21 protein-coding genes and 1 tRNA gene are annotated in these 22,454 nt (G+C 72.5%); 9 read left to right on the top strand and 13 right to left on the bottom strand.

The genetic code is table 11. The features are described 5' to 3' along the window. Positions 1 to 201: 201 nt before the first annotated feature. The 3 genes from R8Z57_RS06470 to R8Z57_RS06460 all read right to left on the bottom strand — a co-directional run bounded on the left by R8Z57_RS06470 (position 202) and on the right by R8Z57_RS06460 (position 3,032). Positions 202 to 1,023, bottom strand: coding sequence for an undecaprenyl-diphosphate phosphatase (locus tag R8Z57_RS06470; protein ID WP_318352961.1), 822 nt, complete (start codon positions 1,021 to 1,023; stop codon positions 202 to 204). Between the two features lie 56 nt (positions 1,024 to 1,079). Further along, positions 1,080 to 2,375, bottom strand: coding sequence for a M20/M25/M40 family metallo-hydrolase (locus tag R8Z57_RS06465; RefSeq protein WP_318352960.1), 1,296 nt, complete (start codon positions 2,373 to 2,375; stop codon positions 1,080 to 1,082). Between the two features lie 105 nt (positions 2,376 to 2,480). Further along, entirely contained in the window at positions 2,481 to 3,032 is a 552-nt protein-coding gene (locus tag R8Z57_RS06460; RefSeq protein ID WP_318352959.1) for a small multidrug efflux protein, read from the bottom strand. A 168-nt stretch (positions 3,033 to 3,200) separates the two neighbouring features. Here R8Z57_RS06460 and R8Z57_RS06455 point away from each other — a divergent pair, with 168 nt between their 5' ends. Further along, on the top strand, positions 3,201 to 4,412 hold the full coding sequence (locus tag R8Z57_RS06455) for a sensor histidine kinase (protein ID WP_318352958.1): 1,212 nt from the start codon (positions 3,201 to 3,203) through the stop codon (positions 4,410 to 4,412). Beyond that, positions 4,409 to 5,011: a response regulator transcription factor gene (locus R8Z57_RS06450; RefSeq protein WP_318352957.1), complete on the top strand. Its 603-nt coding sequence runs from the start codon at positions 4,409 to 4,411 to the stop codon at positions 5,009 to 5,011. The genes R8Z57_RS06455 and R8Z57_RS06450 overlap by 4 nt, the downstream gene beginning before the upstream one ends. 91 nt (positions 5,012 to 5,102) lie before the next feature. Here R8Z57_RS06450 and R8Z57_RS06445 read toward each other — a convergent pair. From R8Z57_RS06445 to R8Z57_RS06430, 4 genes are all read right to left on the bottom strand, one after another. Next, positions 5,103 to 5,187, bottom strand: a tRNA-Leu gene (locus R8Z57_RS06445). Between the two features lie 81 nt (positions 5,188 to 5,268). Then, the gene (locus R8Z57_RS06440) at positions 5,269 to 6,357 is read right to left on the bottom strand and encodes a VIT1/CCC1 family protein (protein WP_318352956.1); all 1,089 of its coding nucleotides are present in this window, start codon (positions 6,355 to 6,357) and stop codon (positions 5,269 to 5,271) included. A 102-nt stretch (positions 6,358 to 6,459) separates the two neighbouring features. Further along, positions 6,460 to 6,945, bottom strand: coding sequence for a hypothetical protein (locus tag R8Z57_RS06435; RefSeq protein WP_318352955.1), 486 nt, complete (start codon positions 6,943 to 6,945; stop codon positions 6,460 to 6,462). A gap of 113 nt (positions 6,946 to 7,058) precedes the next feature. Next, the gene (locus R8Z57_RS06430; protein ID WP_318353561.1) at positions 7,059 to 8,861 is read right to left on the bottom strand and encodes a DEAD/DEAH box helicase; all 1,803 of its coding nucleotides are present in this window, start codon (positions 8,859 to 8,861) and stop codon (positions 7,059 to 7,061) included. Positions 8,862 to 9,119: 258 nt separating this feature from the next. Here R8Z57_RS06430 and R8Z57_RS06425 point away from each other — a divergent pair, with 258 nt between their 5' ends. Together R8Z57_RS06425 and R8Z57_RS06420 are read left to right on the top strand one after the other, a co-directional pair. Then, a complete protein-coding gene (locus R8Z57_RS06425; RefSeq protein ID WP_318352954.1) occupies positions 9,120 to 9,977 on the top strand; it encodes an SGNH/GDSL hydrolase family protein in 858 nt (285 codons plus the stop codon). Between the two features lies 1 nt (position 9,978). After that, the gene (locus R8Z57_RS06420; RefSeq protein WP_318352953.1) at positions 9,979 to 10,668 is read left to right on the top strand and encodes an SDR family oxidoreductase; all 690 of its coding nucleotides are present in this window, start codon (positions 9,979 to 9,981) and stop codon (positions 10,666 to 10,668) included. Between the two features lie 18 nt (positions 10,669 to 10,686). Here R8Z57_RS06420 and R8Z57_RS06415 read toward each other — a convergent pair whose 3' ends face one another. Next, the gene (locus tag R8Z57_RS06415) at positions 10,687 to 11,490 is read right to left on the bottom strand and encodes an RNA methyltransferase (RefSeq protein WP_318352952.1); all 804 of its coding nucleotides are present in this window, start codon (positions 11,488 to 11,490) and stop codon (positions 10,687 to 10,689) included. Positions 11,491 to 11,620: 130 nt separating this feature from the next. Here R8Z57_RS06415 and R8Z57_RS06410 point away from each other — a divergent pair, with 130 nt between their 5' ends. The 3 genes from R8Z57_RS06410 to R8Z57_RS06400 are packed head-to-tail and all read left to right on the top strand — an operon-like array spanning position 11,621 to position 13,495. Further along, positions 11,621 to 12,475 carry a Sir2 family NAD-dependent protein deacetylase gene (locus R8Z57_RS06410; RefSeq protein WP_378722206.1) on the top strand — a complete coding sequence of 285 codons (855 nt, stop codon included), beginning with the start codon at positions 11,621 to 11,623 and terminating at the stop codon, positions 12,473 to 12,475. A 23-nt stretch (positions 12,476 to 12,498) separates the two neighbouring features. After that, entirely contained in the window at positions 12,499 to 13,104 is a 606-nt protein-coding gene (locus R8Z57_RS06405) for a histidine phosphatase family protein (RefSeq protein ID WP_318352951.1), read from the top strand. Between the two features lie 10 nt (positions 13,105 to 13,114). Then, positions 13,115 to 13,495 (top strand): hypothetical protein, encoded by a 381-nt coding sequence (locus R8Z57_RS06400; RefSeq protein ID WP_318352950.1) that lies wholly within the window; start codon positions 13,115 to 13,117, stop codon positions 13,493 to 13,495. A gap of 29 nt (positions 13,496 to 13,524) precedes the next feature. Here the strand turns inward: R8Z57_RS06400 and R8Z57_RS06395 are convergent, their stop codons facing one another. The 5 genes from R8Z57_RS06395 to R8Z57_RS06375 are packed head-to-tail and all read right to left on the bottom strand — an operon-like array spanning position 13,525 to position 19,820. Further along, a complete protein-coding gene (locus tag R8Z57_RS06395) occupies positions 13,525 to 14,334 on the bottom strand; it encodes a CoA ester lyase (protein WP_318352949.1) in 810 nt (269 codons plus the stop codon). After that, the gene (locus tag R8Z57_RS06390) at positions 14,331 to 14,864 is read right to left on the bottom strand and encodes a MaoC family dehydratase (protein WP_318352948.1); all 534 of its coding nucleotides are present in this window, start codon (positions 14,862 to 14,864) and stop codon (positions 14,331 to 14,333) included. The genes R8Z57_RS06395 and R8Z57_RS06390 overlap by 4 nt, the downstream gene beginning before the upstream one ends. 16 nt (positions 14,865 to 14,880) lie before the next feature. Further along, entirely contained in the window at positions 14,881 to 16,050 is a 1,170-nt protein-coding gene (locus R8Z57_RS06385) for an acyl-CoA dehydrogenase family protein (RefSeq protein ID WP_318352947.1), read from the bottom strand. 12 nt (positions 16,051 to 16,062) lie between these two features. Then, positions 16,063 to 18,162 (bottom strand): acetyl/propionyl/methylcrotonyl-CoA carboxylase subunit alpha, encoded by a 2,100-nt coding sequence (locus R8Z57_RS06380; protein ID WP_318352946.1) that lies wholly within the window; start codon positions 18,160 to 18,162, stop codon positions 16,063 to 16,065. Between the two features lie 53 nt (positions 18,163 to 18,215). After that, positions 18,216 to 19,820, bottom strand: a complete 1,605-nt coding sequence (locus tag R8Z57_RS06375; protein ID WP_318352945.1) for a carboxyl transferase domain-containing protein — start codon at positions 19,818 to 19,820, stop codon at positions 18,216 to 18,218. 156 nt (positions 19,821 to 19,976) lie between these two features. Here R8Z57_RS06375 and R8Z57_RS06370 point away from each other — a divergent pair, with 156 nt between their 5' ends. Both R8Z57_RS06370 and R8Z57_RS06365 read left to right on the top strand, forming a co-directional pair. Then, on the top strand, positions 19,977 to 20,573 hold the full coding sequence (locus tag R8Z57_RS06370; protein WP_318352944.1) for a TetR/AcrR family transcriptional regulator: 597 nt from the start codon (positions 19,977 to 19,979) through the stop codon (positions 20,571 to 20,573). Between the two features lie 30 nt (positions 20,574 to 20,603). Beyond that, positions 20,604 to 22,421 (top strand): alkaline phosphatase family protein, encoded by a 1,818-nt coding sequence (locus R8Z57_RS06365; protein ID WP_318352943.1) that lies wholly within the window; start codon positions 20,604 to 20,606, stop codon positions 22,419 to 22,421. The last annotated feature ends 33 nt before the right edge of the window (positions 22,422 to 22,454 follow it).

Here is a 22,454-nt window from a genome sequence, read left to right as displayed (position 1 = left end):
TCTCCGCCTCTCCGCCTCTCCGCCGCTCCGGCGCCCCCGCGCGTGGCGGCATCCGCCGGCGAGCTCCGTCCGTCGAGACAGCACGTTCTCGGCGAGACACCATGTCCTCGGCGCCGACGACATGGTGTCTCGCCGAGATCGTGGCATCTCGGCACGCGAGGGGGTGAGCCCGACTTCGTGTGCGACCTGCGGCGGTGCGCGCTACGGGTTGATGACGCCGGTGCTCAGCAGCACCAGGAGCAGCGAGCCGACCGCCACGCGATACACCACGAACGGCAGGAAGCTGTGCTTCGAGATCCAGTTCATGAAGAACGCGATCACGCCGAGCGCGACGACGAAGGCGACCGCGGTCGCCACGGCGGTCTCCCCCAGCGTGAAGACGCCGGGCTCATCCATGCTCTTGAAGAGCTGGAAGAACCCGCTGCCGAAGACGGCGGGGATCGCCAGCAGGAAGGCGTAGCGGGCGGCGGCGGCGCGCTCGTACCCCATGAAGAGTCCGGCCGTGATGGTGCCGCCCGAGCGCGACACGCCCGGGATGAGCGCCAATGACTGCGCGAAGCCGTAGATCACGCCGTCGCCCACCGTCATGTCCTTGAGCTTGCGCTTCTTCGCCCCGACGTGGTCGGCGATGCCCAAGAGCACGCCGAAGAAGATGAGCATGCCCGCCGTGATCCACAGCGACCGCAGCACCGTCTCGATCTGGTCCTGGAACAGCAGGCCCAGCACGACGATCGGGATGCTGCCGATGATGATGAGCCAGCCGAGCTTCGCGTCGGGGTCGTTGCGCGGAACCCGGCCGAACAGGGCCCGGAACCACTGGCCGATGATGCGCACGATGTCGCGCCAGAAGAAGACGACCACCGCCGCCTCCGTGCCGATCTGCGTGATCGCGGTGAACGCGGCGCCCGGATCCTCCGCCGACGGCAGGAACTCGCCGAGGATGCGCAGATGCGCGCTCGACGAGATCGGGAGGAACTCGGTCAGACCCTGGACGAAGCCGAGGATGATCGCTTCCAGCAGCATGGGCGCCTTTCAGCAGTGCAGGACGGATGCCGCGGGCCGCGGCATCCGTCGAATTCTCAGTAGGTGCGGAGCAGGTCCGTGAGGACCGCCTGGCCGAAGACCAGCGCGTCGACGGGCACGCGCTCGTCGACGCCGTGGAACATGCCGGTGAAGTCGAGGTCGGCCGGAAGCCGCAGCGGCGCGAAGCCGTAGCCGGCGATCCCGAGGGCGGCCAGCGCCTTGTTGTCGGTGCCGCCGCCCATGAGGTACGGCACGACCGGCGCCCCCGGGTCGTGCCGGCCGAGGGCTGCGACCATCGCCTCGACGAGGTCACCGGAGAAGGGCACCTCGAGGCCGATGTCCTGGTGGACGATCTCGACCTCCACGCCGTCCCCCACGATGCGGCGGATGTCGGCGAGCGCGGCGTCTTCGGTGCCCGGCAGCACCCGCACGTCGATGAGCGCCTCGGCGCGGTCGGGGATGACGTTGTGCTTGTAGCCGGCGACGAGACCGGTCGGGTTCGTGGTCGTGCGCAGGGTGGAGCGGAGGAATCCGGATGCCGCGCCCGTGGCGGCGGCGACCGCATCGGCGTCGTCGGCGGCCCGACCGGTGAGCCCGGCGAGGCGCGCGGTCATCTCGCGCGTGGTGTCGGTGAGGGTGACGGGCCAGGCCGTACGACCGAGCGCCGCGACGGCCTCGGCGAGCCGCGTCACGGCGTTGTCGTCATGCAGCTTCGACCCGTGCGCGGCGCGGCCCCGGGCGACGAGCCGGATCCAGATGAGCGCCTTCTCCCCCACCTGGAGGAGATACGCGTGCCGGTCGCCGATCGGGATGGAGTACCCGCCGACCTCGCTGATCGCCTCGGTGGCCCCCGCGAACCACTCCGGGTGGTTCTCGACCACCAGCGCGGACCCCTCGATGCCGCCGTTCTCCTCGTCGGCGAAGAACGTCAGCACGAGGTCTCGCTCGGGCTGGTCGCCGGCACGGAGGATGTCGGCCACCGACGTGAGGATCATGGCGTCCATGTCCTTCATGTCGACGGCGCCGCGCCCCCACAGCATGCCGTCCTTCACGACGCCCTCGAACGGATCGACGCTCCAGTCCTCGGCGATGGCGGGCACCACGTCGAGGTGGCCGTGCAGCACGAGCGCCGGCTTGCTCGCGTCACGGCCGGGCACGCGGGCCATCACGTTGGTTCGGCGCAGGATCGGCTCGTAGAACTCGGGCGCGAGCCCGAGCTGCTCGAGGTAGGCGCCGACGTACTCGGCCGCCTCCCGCTCTCCCGCGGCACGACCGCCGCCGTGGTTGGTGGTGTCGAAGCGGATGAGGTCGCGCGCGACGGCGGCGACCTCGGGGAGTTCGGCTTCGGGCATGCGCTCCAACCTACCTGCCCTGCCCCGCTCCCGCGGTTCGCGGGGCGGGGCGGGTCGGGGCCGGGGCCGGGGCCGGGGGCCGGGGGCCGGGGCGAGACCGTGGGATCAGTGGGCGACCGAGAGCACGCCGGTGACGATCAGCGTCAGCAGCGTCGTCCAGCCGACGATCGCGACGGCCTGCCAGGCGAGGATGCGGGCGACGCCGACGCCCGCGCCGGCGAGCATGGTGGCGGTGAACTGGGTCGGCAGGAGCAGCGGACCGAGCAGGCTCACGCCCGGCACGCCGTAGCGCTCGAACGCCCGCTGGAACTTCGCGCGGCGCGCGGCGCCGCGGTCGTCGCCGGAAGCCGAGGTCTCTTCGACGCGCACGGCGGTCTCGCCGGCTCCGCCGGCCGCCACCCGGCGGCGCGAGCGATGAGCCGTGACGACCGCGGATCGCGTCCGCGCGGTGAGCAGCACGAGCACCGCCACGCACACGAAGTTGCCGATGACGGCGGCGGTGGCGGCGACCACCGGGTTCATGCCGCCCAGGATGCCGATGGTGGCCGCCCCCTCGCCCTCGACGAACGGGATGGCCGCGGCCGCGGCGACGATCAACGGCTGGACGAGGTCGGGGACGTTCGCGACGAGGTCCTGGAACGTGTCGATGAGGTTCATGGCGGGGCCTTTGCAGTCGGGGAAGGAGGTGGCGCCGGAGCCGTGTTCCTCCGACAGATCACAGTCCATCGGCCCGCGCGGACGGCGGGAAGTGCCGTGCTGTCACCGGCGTCCGGGAGGTCCGCACGCGCCGAGGGTGACATGTGTCATGCCCCTAGGGTGGGACGCATGAGCCGCCCGCCCGTGCCCGTCGAGCATCCTCCGGCCGGGACCGGGACGCGCCACCGCCGCCTCTCGCGCGGCATCTCGGCCACGTGGTGGTACACCGCCTCAGGCGTCCTGCTGTATGAGCTCGTGGTCGCCCTGATGTGGGTGCTGACGCTCCTCGAAGCGGGCCGTGTCGCCCCGGTCCTGACCACGATCGGGATCGCGGGCCTGCTGTGGACGGCGTCGACGGTGCCGCTGCTGCAGTACTACCGGCACCGCATCGACGAGAGCCCGTGGGCTCGGTGGCCGAGGCTGCTCCTGCCGCTCGTGGTGGCCGCGCTCGTCGGGCTGGTCGCGGGGCTCCTCTCCGGACTGTGGCTCCTGGGCGTGCTGCCGGTCGTGCAGTCCGTGCTGCTGCTCAACTGGCCCGCCGGCGTGCGCGCCCGGATGGTCGCGGCGGGAACGGTGCTGCTCGCGGCGGCGTGGTTCGTCGACGCGCGGCTGTCGTTCTCGCAGCAGCCCGAGGTCAACTGGTGGCTGCTCGGGTTCTTCAGCACCACGCTGCCGCTGATGACCGCGGTGTCGCTGTGGTGGTGGGACGTCCTCATCACGGTCGACCGCGCCCGCGCCTCGGAGGCGCGCCTGGCCGCCACGCAGGAGCGCCTGCGGGTGGCCACCGACGTCCACGACCTCCAGGGGCACCACCTCCAGGTGATCGCACTCCAGCTCGAACTCGCGGAGCGGCTGATGGCGACGGATGCACCGGCCGGACTCGAGCAGCTGCGCGCCGCGCGCGCGAGCGTCGACGAGGCGCGGCAGGGCACGCGCGACCTCGCCACGAGGTTCCGCTCGGTGCCGCTGAGCGATGAGATCGCGAACGCGGCCGACCTCCTGCGCGCCGCTGGCACGGCGGTACAGACGACCGTGGCCGCCGGCGCCGACGACGCGCCGGGCGAGGTCCTGGCGCCCATCATCCGCGAGACGACCACCAACGTGCTGCGCCATGGCGGGGGCGGCTGGGTGCGCGTGGCGCTCACACGGGAGCCCGAGGGGTGGCGGTATCAGATCGCGAACGACGCCGGCGACGCGGCTCCGAGCGATGACGGCGCGGGCCTGGAGGGCATCGGGCGTCGCGTGGCAGATGCCGGCGGCACGCTCGCCATCCGTCGGGAGGCGCGCGAGTTCGCCGTCACGGTGACCGTGCCCGCCGCGAGCGAAGCGGCCGCGCGATGATCCGGGTGCTCCTCGCCGACGACGAGGGCATGATCCGCTCCGCGCTCTCCGCCCTCCTGCGGCTCGAGCCCGACATCGAGGTGGTCGCCGAATGCGCGGACGGCGACGAGGCGCTCGCCGCGGCGTTGCGGCTGGTTCCCGACGTGTGCCTCCTCGATCTCGAGATGCCCGGCATGGACGGCGTCGAGGTCGCCTCCCGTGTCACGCGCGCGGTGTCCACGCGCTGCGTCGTCGTGACGCGCCACGCCCGACCGGGGGTGCTGCGACGCGCGCTGTCGTCGGGGGTCTCGGGCTTCCTGCCGAAGTCGCGCGGCGCCGATGAGGTGGCGGCCGTCATCCGCCGGGTCGCGGCGGGCGGGCGCTACGTCGACCCCGAGGTGGCCGCCGACGCCCTCAGCGACGAGCGCTCGCCGCTCACCGACCGCGAGCTCGACGTGCTGCGCGCCGGCCGCCGCGGCGAGACCACCGGGCAGATCGCCCGCCGCCTGTCCCTGGCGCCGGGCACCGTGCGCAACCACGTGTCGGCGATCCTCGGCAAGCTCGGGGTGGGCACCCGCCAGCAGGCGGTGCTGGTCGCCGAGGAGCGCGGCTGGATCTGACAACCGACGCGCGGCGGCCGATCTCCCGCCCCCGCGACCCACGTCGGTGACACAACGAAAGAAGGCCCCCTTCCGGGGGCCTTCTTCACTGTGCGCGAGGGGGGACTTGAACCCCCACGCCCTATACGGGCACTAGCACCTCAAGCTAGCGCGTCTACCTATTCCGCCACCCGCGCAGGTGGTTTCCGGTTTCGCAACCGAGGAATGACATTACCACGTCACCGAGCGTTCAACGAATCGGCGGCAGCCCGGGCGCGTCAGCCCATCGACACGCCGAACAGCAGCCCCAGGACGTACGTGACGGCCGCGGCGCCGAAGCCGATCGCGAGCTGCCGCAGCGCGCGGCGGAGCGGCGGAGCACCCGACAGCAGGCCCACCGCGGCGCCGGTCGTCATCAGCGCGATCCCGACCAGCACGAGGGCGAGCACGACGGCCGCCACCCCCGAGAGCCCGAAGATCCACGGGAGCACCGGGATGATCGCGCCGGACGCGAAGAACAGGAAGCTCGACAGCGCGGCGCCCCACGCGCTGCCCACCACCTCGCCGTGGTCGACGACGGCGACGGGGCCGGTCTCGGTGCGGCCCTGGCCGGCGGCCCGCGCCGCCTCGACGACTCTCCGAGCGCGGGCGGATGCCTCGGCCTCGGGCATGCCGCGCGTCCGGTAGACCAGGGCGAGCTCGTTCGCGTCGATGTCGAGATGAGGGATCGCGCCGTCCGCGTAGTCGCTGGGCTCCGTGGCGGCGAGGAGCTCACGCTGCGAGCGGACCGACACGAACTCGCCGGCGCCCATCGACAGCGCCCCCGCGAGGAGCCCCGCGATGCCGCTGAAGAGCACGAACTGGCTCGATACGCCGGTGGCCCCGATGCCCATGACGAGCGCCAGATTCGACACCAGGCCGTCGTTCGCCCCGAAGACGGCGGCGCGGAAGGTCCCGGACAGCCGGCGCCGACCACGCGCCGCCAGCCCGCGGACCACCTCGTGGTGGATCTTCTCGTCGGCGGCCATGCGCGGCGTCGCGAAGGGCTCGTCGTCGTACGGCGAGCGGGCCTCGGCGTTCTGCGCGAGCGCGAGGACCCAGATCGAACCGAAGCGCTTGGCGAGCGAGCCGAGCGTGCGGGTGCGCACGTCAGGTCGCGGCAGCCGCGCCGGCTCACTGCCGAGGAGTCCCAGCCAATGGGCCTCGTGCCGCCCTTCGGCTTCGGCGAGCGCGAGCAGGATCTCGCGCTCCTCCCCCTCGCGACGGCCTGCCAGCTCGCGGTACACGCGCGCTTCGGCACGCTCGTTCACCAGGTAGCGCGCCCAGCGGCGTCGGTCGCGGTCGGTCGGTGCGGCGGGCGCGCTCACTCGGGCCTCCAGTCGGCGGTTCGGGACCCGTCAACGCTAGCCAGCGCCGCGCGCCGCACCGCCCGGAAAGCACGGATTGCCAGCATTTCGGGGTTCCGAACGTCACGCCCCGCTGAGGGCCCGGCGGAGGCCGCGCTCGCCCCGGCGCATCACCGTCCCGTGGGCCCGGGTGAACGCCGGGCGCAGCACCCACGCGGTCGCGTTCATCCACGCGCGCCGCGTCTCGACGTCCCACCGGACTCTCACCTCGGCACACGTCGCGTCACGGAGCGCCGGCGCCACCTCGAGGCGTCCGCTCCCCCGCAGGTCGCCGTCGCTGCGCGCTGCGAGAGTCCGGCCGGGTTCGACGTCCGTGAGCTCGAGCCGCATCCGCAGCACGTAGCCGAGCGGGCTGCGCACGGCGAGCACCACGCGCTCCCCCGGCACGAGCCGCCGCGGCGGCATCGGCACCTCCACTCCCGGCCACCACCCCGGCCGCGCGCGGGGGCCGGTCGTGACGGGCACGAGGCTCCGCTCCAGCTCGGCCCACACGCGCTCGGGCGACGCCGGCGCCTGCCAGTGCGACACGAACGAGTACGCCGCGGCCATGCCGGGAGTCTAGGCGCGCGATGCCGGCCCCCGCTCGCGGCCACCGCACCACCGCGCTCGCCGCGTCCTGACCGCCCGCGCTCGCCGCGTCCTGACCGCCGCGCTCGGTCCCGTCAGGACCGCACGCGCTTGCGCAGCACGTCGATGCGCGACTGCAGCTGCGCGACGGTCGCGTGAGAGACGGCGGGCCCGCCGCAGATGCGCCGCAGCTCGGCGTGCACGAGCCCGTGCGCCTCGCCCGTCTGGCGCGCGTACAGCCCGACGAGGCTGTTGAGAAGCTGCCGCTGCTCCTTGAGCGTGCGGTGCAGCGCCTGCGGGAGCGCGGGCTCCTCCTCGGGTGCCGCGGTCGCCTCCTTGGCCTCCCGCGCCGTCCGGTGGCGAGACTGTCGGGACACGCGCGACATCAGGACGTCGTGCACCTGGTCGGGCTCGAGCAGGCCGGGAATGCCGAGGAACTCCTCCTCCTCGGGCGTGCCCGGCACGGCGAGCTGGCCGAACTCCTTGCCGTCGTACAGCACGCGGTCGAAGTGCGCGAGCGAGCCCAGTGCCTGGTACGTGAACTCCTCTTCGAGCGCGTCGGACGCCTTGTCCTCCCGCTCCGCGGCGTCCATGAGGTCTTCTTCGGCGTTCCACTCGTCGTCACCGTCCGAGTCGCGGTCGAGCGCGTGGTCGCGCTGGCGCTCCATCTCGTTCGCGAGCGCGAGGAGCTGCGGGACGTTCGGGAGGAACACGCTCGCGGTCTCGCCGCGACGCCTCGCACGCACGAAGCGCCCGATCGCCTGGGCGAAGAACAACGGGGTCGACGCGCTCGTGGCATATACGCCGACGGCCAGCCGCGGGACGTCTACCCCCTCCGACACCATGCGCACTGCGACCATCCACCGTGTCGTGGCTTTCGAGAACTCCTCGATGCGGCTCGACGCCTCGGCCTCGTCCGAGAGCACGACCGTCGGCGCCTCGCCCGTGATCTCGCGCAGGATCGCGGCGTAGGCGCGCGCAGCGGTCTGATCCGTCGCGATGACGAGGCCGCCGGCATCCGGAACATGCTCGCGCACCTCGGTGAGACGGCGGTCCGCCGACCGCAGCACGGCGGGGATCCAGTCGCCCTCCGGGTCGAGCGCCGTGCGCCACGCCTGCGAGGTGATGTCCTTGGTGTTGTCCTGCCCGAGCTGGGCCTCCATCTCGTCGCCGGTCTTCGTGCGCCAGCGCATCTGCCCGGCGTACACCATGAAGAGCACGGGACGCACGACGCCGTCCTCGAGCGCGCGGCCGTACCCGTACGCGTAATCGGTGCGCGAGACGCGGATCCCCTTGGCGTCGGGGTGGTACTCGACGAACGGGATGGGCGCGGTGTCGCTGCGGAAGGGCGTGCCGCTCAGGAGCAGCCGGCGTGTGGCCCGGCCGTAGGCCTCGCGCAGCGCGTCGCCCCAGCTGAGCGCGTCGCCGCCGTGGTGCACCTCGTCGAGGATGACCAGCGTGCGCGCGTCCATGGTGAGTCGCTGGTGGACGGATGCCTTCACCGCGACCTGTGCGTAGGTCACGGCGACCCCGTGGTACTGCCGCGCGGGAGCGAAGTGGCGGTTGCTGAACGCGGGGTCGAGGCGGATGCCGACGCGGGCCGCGGCATCCGCCCACTGCGTCTTGAGATGCTCGGTCGGCGCGACCACCACGATGCGGTTGACGATGCGGCGGCGCAGCAGCTCGCTCGCCAGGCGGAGGGCGAAGGTCGTCTTGCCGGCGCCCGGCGTGGCGGCGGCGAGGAAGTCGCGCGGGCCGCCGCCGACGCCGTCGGGGCCGTCGAGCCCGAAGTAGAGGTCGAGCGCCTCGGCCTGCCACGCACGCAGGCGCTGCGCCGTGCCCCACGGGGCGCGCTGCGGGTAGGTGGGCGACAGGTGCTCTGCGGCGAAGCTGCCGATGTGGGGCTCGCCGCCGTGAGCTGCGGCGTGCGGCGCGGCGTCGCGGGCGCTGTCGTGCTCGTCGGCGACGAACGGGGTCTCGGTGCGAGCGGGCGGCGATTCGATCGTCGTTTCGTCCGTCACCGAATACACCTCCCCCGTAGACAACGAGTCACCACGATAGACGACCGCCCCGACATCCGGGGCCGCGCACCGCTCGGCTGCGGTGTCCTGCGCGATAGCCTGGGCAGCGGTCACGAGCCGAGGAATGGAAGACGGATGCCCCCCACCGAAGACGCGCGCAGTCCCTATGTCGCCAACGCCGAGCCGCACCCGTGGCGCCGGTACGTCGCCATCGGCGACTCGTTCACCGAGGGCGTCGGCGACCCGGAGCCGTCGGTACCCAACGGCTTCCGCGGGTGGGCCGACCGCGTCGCCGCAGTGCTGTCGGAGCAGGTCGACGACTTCGCTTACGCGAACCTCGCGATCCGCGGCCGGCTGATCGGTCAGATCGTGGCGGAGCAGGTCGAACCGGCTATCGCGCTGAAGCCCGATCTCGTGACCTTCTCCGCCGGCGGCAACGATGTCATCCGCCCCAACGGCGACCCCGACGCCATCGCACAGCTCTTCGAGGACGCGGTGGTCCGTCTCTCCCGCGACGGCGCCACGGTGGTGGTGTTCACCGGCATCGACACGGCCTTCACGCCGGTCTTCCGCGGCATCCGCGGCAAGGTCGCGATCTACAACGAGAACATCCGCGCGATCGCCGACCGGTACGACTGCATCGTGGCCGACCAGTGGGCGCTGAAAGAGGTGCAGGACATGCGCTTCTTCGACGACGACCGCCTGCACTACAACGCGCTCGGGCACCACGAGGTCGCGCGGATGGTGCTGCGGGCGCTCAACGTCCCGAACGACCTCCAGCCGATGCAGCCCGACCCGCTGCCGCTGCGCACGTGGCGCGAAGCCCGCGCCGTCGATCTCGTGTGGGCGCGCGAATACCTCGTGCCGTGGGTGCTCCGGCGGCTGCGTCACCAGTCGTCGGGCGATCACGTCACGGCGAAGCGTCCCGATCCGCTCCCGATCATCACGCTCGCACCGGGTGAGACGCCGTCGACGCGCGGCGAGGAGGTCTGACATGGCGACGCACCTCGTGACCGGTGCCGGATCGGGCATCGGGGCCGCTCTCGCCGAGCGACTCACCGCCCGCGGCGACGACCTCTGGCTGCTCGTGCGCGACGCCGGCCGTGCCGCGCAGCTGCGCGAGCGCTTCCCCGCCGCCCAGACCCTGGTCGGCGACCTCGCCGACCCGTCGCGGCTCTCGTGGGCGTTCAGCCACCAGAGCCTGCCGTCGCGGCTGGACTCGCTCATCCACGTCGCCGGTGTCGTGGAGCTCGGTGCGGTCGCCGACACCCCGGTCGCGACCTGGCAGCATCAGCTCAATGTGAACGCCGTCGCGCCCGCCGAGCTGACCCGGCTGCTCCTGCCGGCACTGCGCGTCTCGCGCGGACACGTGATCTTCGTCAACTCCGGCGCCGGCTTGCGCGTGAGCCCGGAGTGGGGCTCGTACGCCGCGAGCAAGTTCGCCGTGCGCGCGATCGCCGACGCCCTGCGCGAGGAGGAGCGCCGCAGCGGTGTGCGCGTGACGACCGTCTACCCCGGGCGGACGGCGACGCCGATGCAGGAGAAGGTGCACCAGCAGGAGGGCGCGGACTACGACGCCGCGAAGTGGATCCGCCCGGATTCGGTGGCGACGACGATCCTCGCCGCGCTGGACCTCCCGCGGGATGCCGACCTCACCGAGCTGACGGTGCGTCCGGGCGTCTGACCGGACCGCGAGAGCCCGTCAGCGGGCGCGGAGCTCCCACAGCGCGACCGCGCTCGCCGCGGCGACGTTGAGCGAATCGACGCCGCCCGCCATCGGGATCGTCACGACGGTGTCGGCCGCGGCGAGGGCGCCCCGCGAGAGACCGTCGCCCTCGGCGCCGAGCATCAGCGCGACACGCTCCGGGCCCCGCGCGCGGAAGACGTCCAGCGGCACGGCGTCGTCGGCGAGCGCGAGGGCGGCCAGCTCGAACCCCGCGCCGTGCAGCACCTCGCGGGCCTCGCCCCACTCGGGCAGCCGCGTCCAGGGCACCTGGAACACCGTGCCCATGCTCACCCGCACGCTGCGGCGGTACAGCGGGTCGGCGCACCGCGGGCTGATCAGCACCGCGTCGGCGCCGAGTCCGGCGGCCGCGCGGAAGATCGCTCCGACGTTCGTGTGGTCGACGATGTCCTCGAGCACGACGATCAGCCGCGCGTCTGCGACGACCTCGGCGACCGGCGGGAGCCCGGGCCGGTGCATCGAGGCGAGCGCCCCGCGGTGCACGGCGTACCCCGTCAGGGCCTCGGCGATGTCGGGCGCGACGACGTACACCGGCGTGTCGGCATCCGTCAGCAGGTCCTCGAGATCGGCGAGCCACTTCTCCTGCACGAGCACGGAGCGTGGGCGGTGGCCGGCGGCGAGTGCGCGTGCGATGACCTTCGCCGACTCCGCGATGTAGAGGCCGCCCTGCGGCTCGATCACCCGCCGCAGCGCGACGTCGGTGAGGTCGCGGTAGTCCGCGAGTCGCTCGTCGGAGGCGTCGGTGATCGGGATCGCGTGCATCGCGTCCCATGGTCCCACGTGCGCAGACCTCCGCCGCCGTGGCCGCTGACCGGCGCACCAGCGGCGCAGGTGGCGGCCGTAACATCCCCGAAAACCTCGGGGCCTACACTCGACCACGAAGGGGGTGCCCGTGACCACGATCGCGACCGGATTCGACGCGCGGACGACGGATGCCGTGGCCCAGGCCATCGCGACGCTCGCCGGCCGTCGCATCGCCCTGCTGACGGGCGCCGGCGTCTCGACCGACTCCGGCATCCCCGACTACCGCGGTGCCGGGGCACCGGTGCGCACCCCCATGACGGTCGAGCAGTTCCTCTCGAGCGACGCCTCCCGCCGGCGGTACTGGGTCGGAAGCCACCTCGGCTGGAAGGCGTTCGCCGCCGCCGAGCCGAACGACGGCCACCGCGCCATCGCCGCGCTCGAGGCGCGGGGACTCGCCACCGGCGTGGTGACGCAGAACGTCGACGGACTGCACGTGCGCGCCGGCAGCCGCCGCGTCGTCGAGCTCCACGGCACGATGCGCCGCGTCTTCTGCACGCACTGCGGCCAGGTGTTCGACCGTCGCGACCTGGCGGCCCGCGTCGAGGACGACAACCCGTGGATCCGCGTCCCCGAGAACGTGCCGCTCGGGCCCGACGGCGACGTGCTGCCGGAGAGCACGGACGGCTTCCGGATCCCCGAGTGCAGTGTCTGCGGCGGCATGCTGAAGCCCGATGTCGTCTTCTTCGGCGAGTTCATCCCGGCGGAGAAGTTCCGAGAGGCCGAGCAGCTGGTCCACACCAGCGAGGCGCTCTTGATCGCCGGCTCGTCGCTCGTCGTGAACTCGGGGATCCGGCTCCTCGAGCGGGCCCGCCGCCGGCGTCTGCCCGTCGTGATCGTCAACCGCGGCGTCACGCGCGCCGACGCCCGCGCGACCGTCAAGATCGACGCCGGCACCAGCGAGGTGCTGCGGGCTCTCGCGGACGGCCTGCCGGCGCTCACCTGATCGGGCGCGGGTAGGCTCGAGGTGTGACCGCGCTGACCCTCATCCGCCACGGCGAGACGGACTGGAACCGCGACCGGCGCATCCAGGGATCGACCGACATCCCCTTGAACGACAACGGCCGCGCCCAGGCGCATGCGACCGCCGCCCTGCTGCGGGAGCGCCTCGTGGGGGCGGCACCCGTCACGATCGTGTCGAGCGACCTCGCCCGCGCGCGGGAGACGGCCGAGATCATCGCCGACGGGCTGGGCGTCGCCCCGCCGCGGACCTATCGCGGTCTGCGAGAGCGCTCGTACGGCGAGGCGGAGGGCGTCGAGGTCGAGGAGTTCCGCGCCCGCTGGGGCGACTGGTACACGGCCGAGGTACCCGGCGCCGAGCCGTGGCCCGACCTGCGGGCACGCGGCATCGCCGCGCTCGGGCGCGCCGTACGCGATCACCGCCGGGCGACGGCGCCGACGTCGGCCGGGCTCGTCGTCGTGAGCCACGGAGCGCTCATCCGCGAGCTGATGCGTCATGCGACCGCCGGCGAGCTGCCGCCACCCGGCGAGCGTCTTCTCAACGGCTCGGCGCACGACTTCATGTACGAGCGGGAGCACCTGCGCCTCGTCGCCTACGCGGGCCTCGTGGCCTAGGCTCGGCGCCATGGCCGCTGCCGCAACCGTCGACGAGTACATCGCGGGTTTCCCGCCCGAGGTCGCCGCACGACTCACGCGCATCCGCGCGGAGATCGTCGGCGCTGTCACCGCGGCCTCCGGCGAAGCGCCCGAGCAGAAGATGCGATACGGCATCGCCGCCGTCATGCTCGGCGGACGCTATGCGCTGCACTTCGCCGGCTGGAAGAAGCACATCGGGCTGTACCCGGTGCCGGTGCTTCCCGAGCCGCTCGAATCGGAGATCGGCCCCTACCGCTCCGAGAAGGACTCCGTGGTCTTCCCGCACACGAAGGACGTCCCGTACCAGCTCATCGGCCGCGCGGCCCGCGAGATCGCCGACGAGCGGGTGCGTCAGACCGCGGAGGACTGACGGCGCGGGGCTCGGCGGCGACTCGTCGCTCATCCCTCGGCGCGGGCGAGGATGCCGCGCGCGTGACGGAGGACGGGTTCGTCCACCATGCGCCCCTGGTACGAGAAGACGCCGCGCTCCCGTGCTGCGGCGTCCAGGACCGCGCGCGCCCACGCCGTGGTCTTCTCGTCGGGACGATAGGCCGCGCGGATGACGGGAACCTGGCTCGGGTGGATGCAGGCGCTCGCACGGAAACCGGATGCCGCGGCATCCGCTGCCTCGATCGCCAGGCGCTTCACGTCGTCGATGTCGAGATGCACGGCGTCGATCGCGGCCTTGCCGCGGGCGCCCGCAGCCAGCAGCACGCGCGAGCGCGCATACCGGGCGATGTCGCGATATCGGCCGTTCGGCTTGCGGCTCGACGTGCCCCCGAGGCTGGCGACGAGGTCTTCGGCGCCCCACATCATCGCGACGACGTTGTCGAGCGCGGCGATGCGGTCGGCCTGCGCGACCCCCTTGGCGGTCTCGCACAGGGCCACCACCTCGAACCGCGCGTCGATCTTCGCGATCCGCTTGGGCGACTGCGCCTTCGCGACCATGATGCGCCGGTAGTCGGTCTGCGACAGCGTGGCGAGATCGGCGATGAAGTCCTCGGTCTCGGGCGGGTTGATCCGCACGATGACGCGGGCGGGGTCGAGCTCGGACTCGATGAGGTGCCCGCGGGCGGCGATCTTGTCGGCCGGCGCGACCGCGTCCTCGAGGTCGAGGATCACGGCGTCGGCACGCTGGAACGCCTTGGCGTACCGCTCGGGGCGGTCGGCCGGGCAGAACAGCAGTGCGGGCCCGAGCTCGAACGTCATCGGTCTTCTCCTTCGACGGTGTCCGTGGACGCGGGTGCGGGGCCGCACCACATCAGCGCGGTCCGCGTGGCGACGGCGACCACCTCGCCGCGCTGGTTGCGTCCGGTGTGGCGCAGGGTCACGATCCCCTGCCCCGGTCGCGACGCCGAGAGGCGCTTGTCGAGCACCTCTGTCTCGGTGTAAAGCGTGTCGCCGTGGAAGAGCGGCGCAGGGAACGAGATGTCGCTGAGCCCCAGCTGCGCCACGAGCGTGCCCTGGGTGATCTGCGAGACGGATGCCCCGACCATGGTCGCGAGGGTCCACATCGAGTTCATGAGGCGCTGGCCGAACGGCTGCGACGCCGAGAACGCGGCATCCAGGTGCAGGGCCTGCGTGTTCATCGTCAGCGACGAGAACAGCACGTTGTCGGCCTCGGTCGCGGTGCGGCCCGGACGATGCAGATAGCGCGCACCGACCTCGAGCTCGTCGTAGTAGAGCCCGCGCTGCACGATCTCGTGCGCGGAGCCGTGGTCGCGCGCGTCCGGGGTCACCTCTGCCACGCTACCCTCACGCCACACCGAGCGCCCGGGCGATCACGAGCAGCTGCACCTCGGTGGTGCCCTCGCCGATCTCGAGGATCTTCGAGTCGCGGTAGTGCCGCGCCACCGGGTACTCGTTCATGAACCCGTTGCCGCCGAACACCTGCGTCGCGTCGCGGGCGTTGTCCATGGCGGCGTCGCTCGCCGTGAGCTTCGCCATGGCGGCCTGCGCCTTGAAGGGCTTGCCGGCATCCCGCAGGCGCGCCGCCTGGTGCCAGGCCAGGCGCGCCACGTGCACGCGCTGCTGCATGCGCGCGAGGAGGAACTGGATGCCCTGCCGCGTCGCGAGCGGCTCGCCGAAGACCGTCCGCTTCGTGGCGTAGTCGACGGCGGCCTCGAGGCATCCCTCTGCGGCGCCGGTCGAGAGCGCCGCGATCGCGATGCGGCCCTCGTCGAGGATGTGGAGGAAGTTCGCGAAGCCGCGGCCGCGCTCGCCGAGCAGGTTGGCCTCCGGGACGCGGACGTCCTGGAACGTCAGCGGATGGGTGTCGGAGGCGCGCCAGCCGACCTTGTCGTACCCGGCCTCGACCGTGAAGCCGGGCGTCCCGTTCGGCACCACGATGGTCGAGATCTCCTTCCGACCGCCGCTCTCGCCGGTGACGGCCGTCACCGTCACGAAGCGCGTGATGTCGGTGCCGGAGTTCGTGATGAACTGCTTGGAGCCGTTGATCACCCAGTGCCCGTCGTCCAGGCGCGCGGTCGTGCGGGTGGCTCCGGCATCCGATCCCGCCTCCGGCTCGGTGAGGCCGAAGCCGGCGAGCGCGCGGCCCGCGAGCAGGTCGGGCAGCAGCTCGCGCTTCTGCTCGTCGGTGCCGAAGCGGAAGACCGGCATCGCCCCGAGGCTGACGCCCGCCTCGAGGGTGATCGCGATCGACTGGTCGACGCGGCCGAGCGCCTCGATCGCGAGGCACAGCGCGAAGTAGTCGCCTCCCTGCCCGCCGTACTCCTCGGGGAACGGCAGGCCGAACAGGCCCAGCTCCCCCATCTGCGCGACGACCTCGAGCGGCAGGGTGTGGGTGCGGTCCGCCTCGTACGAACGCGGCGCGACCACCTCGTCCGCGAACTGCCGCACCATCGCGGCGAGCTCGCGCTCGTCGTCGGTGAGGTCGTAGCTGTCGTAGCCGAGCTCGTTGCTCATGATGCTCCTCGGTCAGGAGTGGGTCGCGGCGGCCTCGTGGGCCTCCGCGCTGGTCGGGTCAGGGTCGTCGGGCATCGGCGCGGGGGCGACGGCCACGTGGGCGATCACCTCGTCGCGGCGCACCTGGTCGCCAGTCGCGACGTCCACGCGCACGACGCCGGCATGCGGCGCGAGCACGGGGTGCTCCATCTTCATCGCCTCGATGGTGAGGACGCGGTCGCCGGCGGCGACGGTCGCGCCCGGGGCCACGTGGACCGCGACGACGGCGCCGGGCATCGGGGCGCGCAGTTCGGGATCGGATGCCGCGGCCGCCCGTTCGCGAGCCGCGAGGCGCCGCTCCATGGCGGCACGACGGCTGAGGGGGCGCAGGGCCGTCGTCGCGCCATCCGCGTGCACCCACAGCATGCCGTCCGCCGCGGCGGCGAGCGTCACCCCGTCGGGAGCGGCGGCTCCCAGCCGCCGGGCGTGCGCCGGCCTGCTGCCCACGGACACCTCGGGACTGCGCTCGTCCGGTGCCGCGACGAGGATGCCGCCGTCGGCGGTCTCGAACGCCACCGCCGGGTTCACCGGGGCGCCTCCCGCCCGCCACCCGGTCAGCCCCTGCCATGTCGCACCGCTGCGCCGGGATCGCACGTCGTCGCCGAGCGACCACGTCCTGGGCGCCGACGACGGGCTGTCTCGTCGAGGAGCTGCGATCCCGGCATCGCGGCGGGCACGCACGAAGGCCGCGGCCGCGCGCAGGGCCAGGTCGCCGGGGGCGGGCGCCGTGGGGGCGGGCATCCGGTCGATGAGGCCGGTGTCCATGTCGCCGGAGCGCACGTGGTCCTGCGCGAGCAGCTGCCGGAGGAAGCCGAGGTTCGTGTCCACGCCCAGCACGACCGTCTCGGCCAGCGCCGCGTCGAGGCGCGCCAGCGCCTCGACGCGGTCGCCGCCGTGGGCGATGACCTTCGCGATCATGGGGTCGTAGTCGGCGGTGACGACGCTGCCCGTCTCGACCGCGGCATCCGTCCGCACGTCCGTCGCAGCACGCCACGCGAGCACCTCGCCGGTGGCCGGGAGGAAGCCGCGCTCCGGCGACTCCGCGTAGACCCGTGCCTCGATCGCGTGGCCGTCGAGGCGGACGTCGGCCTGCGCGAACCCGAGCGGCTCCCCCGCGGCGATGCGCAGCTGCTGCTCGACGAGGTCGAGGCCCGTCACCAGCTCGGTGACGGGGTGCTCGACCTGCAGCCGGGTGTTCATCTCGATGAAGAAGAACTCGTCGGGGCGGGAGGCGGCGACGAGGAACTCCACCGTTCCGGCGCCGCGATACTCGACGGATGCCGCGGCCGCGCACGCCGCCGCGCCCAGGCGCTCGCGCGTGGTGGCGTCGACGACCGGCGACGGCGCCTCTTCGATCACCTTCTGGTGCCGGCGCTGAAGGGTGCACTCGCGCTCGCCGAGGTGCACGACGTGTCCGTGCTGGTCGGCGAGCACCTGCACCTCGATGTGACGCGGACGCTCGATCAGGCGCTCCAGCAGCAGGGTGTCGTCGCCGAAGGCGGCCGCCGCGACCCGTCGGGCGGTCGACAGCGCCTCGGCGAGCTCGCTCGCCGCGCGCACCACCTGCATGCCCTTGCCGCCGCCACCGGCCGACGGCTTCACCAGGAGCGGATAGCCGGTGCGCTCGGCGGCGGCCGCGATCTCGGCATCCGTCATGCCCGCCGCGCTGAACCCGGGGACCGTCGGGACCTCGTGCCGCGCCACGTGCTCCTTAGCCCGGATCTTGTCGCCCATCACCGCGAGCGCCTGCTCCCCCGGGCCGATGAACACGATGCCGGCGGCGGCGCAGGCGCGCGCGAACGCGACGTTCTCCGACAGGAAGCCGTACCCGGGGTGCACCGCCTGTGCCCCGCTCTCGACCGCGGCGCGCACGACCGCCTCGACGTCGAGATACGACTGCGCGGCGGGCGCCGGGCCGATGCGCACGGCGGCATCGGCCTCGCGCACGTGCGGCGCAGTGGCGTCGGCGTCGCTGTAGACCGCGACGGAGCGGATGCCGAGCGCCCGCAGCGTGCGGATCACGCGCCGGGCGATCTCGCCGCGGTTGGCGACGAGGACGGTGTCGAACAGCATCTCGTCTCGCTTCGTTCGCTCGATGACCGGAGGCATGCTTCGCACTTCCCCCGTCACATCCGGAAGACGCCGAAGCGCGGCTCGGGGAGCGGTGTGCGCGAGACGACGTCGAGCGCGAGCCCGAGGAGGTCGCGCGTGTCGAGGGGATCGACGATGCCGTCGTCCCACAGCCGGGCGGTGGCGTAGTACGGGTCGCCCTGCTCCTCGTACTGCGCGCGGATGGGCGCCTCGAACGCCGCCTGGTCGTCGGCCGACCATTCGTCGCCGCGTGCCTCGAGCTGATCGCGCTTCACCGTGGAGAGCACGGACGCCGCCTGATTGCCGCCCATCACCGAGATGCGGCTCGCCGGCCACGTCCAGAGGAATCTCGGCGAGTAGGCCCGGCCGCACATCGAGTAGTTGCCGGCGCCGAACGACCCGCCGATGACGACGGTGAGCTTCGGCACCCGCGTGGTGGCCACGGCGGTGACCATCTTCGCGCCGTCCTTCGCGATGCCGCCGGCTTCGGCGTCGCGGCCGACCATGAAGCCCGAGATGTTCTGCAGGAACAGCAGGGGAACCCCCCGCTGGTCGCACAGCTCGATGAAGTGGGCGCCCTTGAGCGCGGACTCCCCGAAGAGCACGCCGTTGTTCGCGACGATGCCCACGGGGTGGCCGTGGACGCGGGCGAACCCGGTGACGAGCGTGTCGCCGTACTCGCGCTTGAACTCGTGCAGCTCGCTGCCGTCGACGAGGCGCGCGATCACCTCGCGCACGTCGTAGGGCTGGTTCACGTCGACGGGCACGACGCCGTACAGGTCGGCGGGGTCGACGGCCGGTTCTCGAGCCGGCAGCACCTCCCACGCGGGCGCCGGCGGGGCGGGCAGGGTCGCGACGATGTCGCGCACGATCTCGAGCGCGTGCTCGTCGTCCTCGGCGAGATGGTCGACCACCCCCGAGCGACGCGCGTGGAGCTCTCCCCCGCCCAGCTCCTCGGCCGTGACGACCTCGCCGATCGCGGCCTTCACCAGCGGCGGCCCGCCGAGGAAGATGGTGCCCTGATCGCGCACGATGACCGTCTCGTCGCTCATGGCGGGCACATACGCCCCGCCGGCCGTGCACGAGCCGAGCACCGCGGCGATCTGCGGGATGCCGGCGGCGGACAGCCGCGCCTGGTGGAAGAAGATGCGGCCGAAGTGGTCGCGGTCGGGGAACACCTCGTCCTGCATCGGCAGGAAGGCGCCGCCCGAGTCGACGAGGTAGATGCACGGCAGGCGGTTCTCGAGGGCGATCTCCTGTGCACGCAGGTGCTTCTTGACGGTCAGCGGGTAGTACGTGCCGCCCTTCACCGTGGCGTCGTTGCACACCACCATCACCTGCCGGCCGTGCACCAGGCCGATCCCCGCGATGACGCCCGCCGCCGGCGCCTCGCCGCCGTAGAGCCCCTCGGCGGCGAGCGGCGCGATCTCGACGAAGGGACTCCCCTCGTCGAGGAGCCGCACGACCCGGTCGCGCGGCAGCAGCTTGCCGCGTGCGACGTGACGCTCGCGGGAGGCGACGGGGCCGCCGAGAGACACCTCGGCCAGGCGCGCGCGCAGCCGCTCGGCCAGTTCGCGCTGCCCGTCGCGGGTGCGCGTGAACGCCTCGTCGTGCACCGCTGCCGTGCTCAGCACGCTCATCCGTCCACCCCGCGTCATCTCCGTCGACGTCACGATCGGATCACGTCCGTTGTCGGGACGCGACCGCATTGGTTAGTGTTCACTAACTGAGGTTTAGGTTAGCGAGCCTTAACTGAATTCACAAGCCCCCAACGGATCCACGGGCGGAGTACGGAAATGACAAGCGGTGTCACCGATCGCGAACGGGCGAAGGCCGACCGGCACGCGGCGATCCTCCACGAGGCGGCCGCCCTCTTCGCCGAGCGCGGGTTCAGCGGGGTCAGCTTGGAAGACATCGGCGGCGCCGTCGGCGTCAGCGGCCCGGCGCTCTACCGCCATTTCGCCAACAAGCAGGCGCTGCTGGGCGCCATCCTGGTCGAGGTCAGCGAGCGGCTCCTGACGGGCGGCCGTGCGGTGCTCGCCGCACACGACGACGCCCGCACCCAGCTCGAGTCGATCATCGCCTTCCACGTCGAGTTCGCCCTGAACGACGCCGACGTCATCCGCGTGCAGGACCGCGACCTCGCGAGCCTCAGCGACGACGATCGCCGCACGGTGCGACGCCTGCAGCGCGAGTACGTCGAGGTCTGGATCGCCATCCTCGCCGCGGTCCACCCCGACCGCGACGAGGACGACCTGCGGGTGCGCGCCCACGCGTGCTTCGGTCTCATCAACTCCACGCCCTACACCGTGCGGGCTTCCCGCTCGCGCCCCGGCGAGCGGGACGTGCGCGGGATCCTGCAGTCGATGGCCCGCGCCTCTCTCACCGCCTGACCGCAGGCGAGGGCCTAGTCTGGACGCACCATGACGGGGCATGGCCGACACGACGACGCCGAGGCGTGGCGCGTCGAGGGCAACGACACGCCTGCCCCGTCGCGTGCGCCCGCGCCGGTCGATGCGAGCTCGCGGCGGGACTTCCTCAAGCTCGGCGGCCTCGCCACCGCGGGGCTCGTCGTGGGCGGCGCGGTCGGCGCCGCGGCCGGTGCGACCATCGGGCACACGATCGGATACCGCGAAGGGTCGGTCGATTTCGGGGCGGTGCCGCCGCGGTCCGAGCCGGGCTTCGACCACGTCGTCGTGCTGATGGGCGAGAACCGATCGTTCGACAATCTCCTGGGCTGGCTCTACACGCCGGAGACCCTGCCCGAGGGCGCGACGTTCGACGGGCTCGCATTCGGCGACTACGCCAATACGGCGCCCTCCGGCGAGCGCGTCGCCGTCCACGCCTACTCGGGCCCCACCGACGACGTCATGGCGCGCCCCGACCCCGATCCCGGCGAGGAGTTTCCGCATGTCAACACGCAGCTGTTCGGCGTGGTCGACCCGGGGCACAACGCCGCGAGCCAGGTCGGCGACATGGCCGCGCCGTTCAACGCCCCGCCGTCCGGCACTGCCGCAACGATGGACGGCTTCCTCCACGACTACTGGAACAACCTGACGCGTCTGCGCCACGGCGAAGAACCCACGATCGACGAGGCGTCGCACATCATGGGCGGATTCTCCCCCGAGCAGCTCCCGGTGCTCTCGACGCTCGCGAAGGGATTCGCGGTGTTCGACGCGTGGTTCGCAGCCGTGCCGTCGCAGACGTACTGCAACAGGTCGTTCTTCCACGCGTCGACTTCGCACGGCTTCGTCACCAACAAGCACGGCGGCGGCTACGACAAGTGGCTCGACGCGGCGCCGGTGCCCACGATCTTCAACCGCCTCGAGGAGGCCGGCGTCCCGTGGAAGGTGTACTTCGACGAGATGCAATTGGTCTCGCTCACCGGCATCCTGCACGCGCCGGTGCTGGAGAAATACTGGCGTACGCGGCGCTTCGGGCACATGAGCGAGTTCTTCGAAGACGCGAAGGCGGGAACGCTCCCGGCCTACGCGTTCATCGAGCCGCGGCTGGTGTACAACCACAACGACTTCCACCCGCCGTTCGGCGCACTGCGCGAGAGCGACGTCGACGGCTCGGTCGTGGTGGACTCCGCCGTTTCTGATGTGCGCGCGGGCGAGAAGCTCGTCGCCGACGTCTACGACGCCATCAAGGCGAGCGCGACGCCCGACGGATCGAATGCCATGAACACGCTGCTGCTCATCACCTTCGATGAGCACGGCGGGACATACGACCATGTGCCCCCGCCGGCCGCGACGCCGCCCGTCGCCGACGACGAGCCGGGCGAGATGGGCTTCGCGTTCGACCGCCTCGGAGTGCGCGTTCCGACGATCGCGGTGTCGGCCTACACGCGCGCGGGCACCATCGTGCACGACGAGATGCATCATGCCGCCGTCGCCGCGACGCTCGCCCGGCTCCACGGTCTGCGACCGCTGACGCGGCGCGATGCCGAGGCCTGTGACCTGTTCTCGGTCGTGAACCTCGACACTCCCCGCGACCCCGCGACGTGGCCCGTGGTGCACCCGATGTACGTGCCACCCAACCCCGCCGAGGACCACCTGCCCGATCTCAAGGACGGTCCCCATAAGGACAAGCCGCTCAGCCCGCCCGGGCGGGGACTGCTGGGACTCCTCCAAGCACGGTACGCCGCACCTGGCTCGCCGGAGCCCGAGACGTACGCCGAGGCGTACGACGTCCTGCAGAAGCACGGGCTCGGGCTGTTCTACCCGAAGAAGGACTGACCGGCCGACCGTCGCGGGCCGGCCGGTCAGTGA

The sequence above is a fragment of the Microbacterium sp. M3 genome, from assembly GCF_033548675.1.
Classification (GTDB): Bacteria; Actinomycetota; Actinomycetes; order Actinomycetales; family Microbacteriaceae; genus Microbacterium; species Microbacterium arthrosphaerae.
Note: the sequence above shows the minus strand (reverse complement) of the source record. Positions and strands in the feature narration are given on the sequence as shown.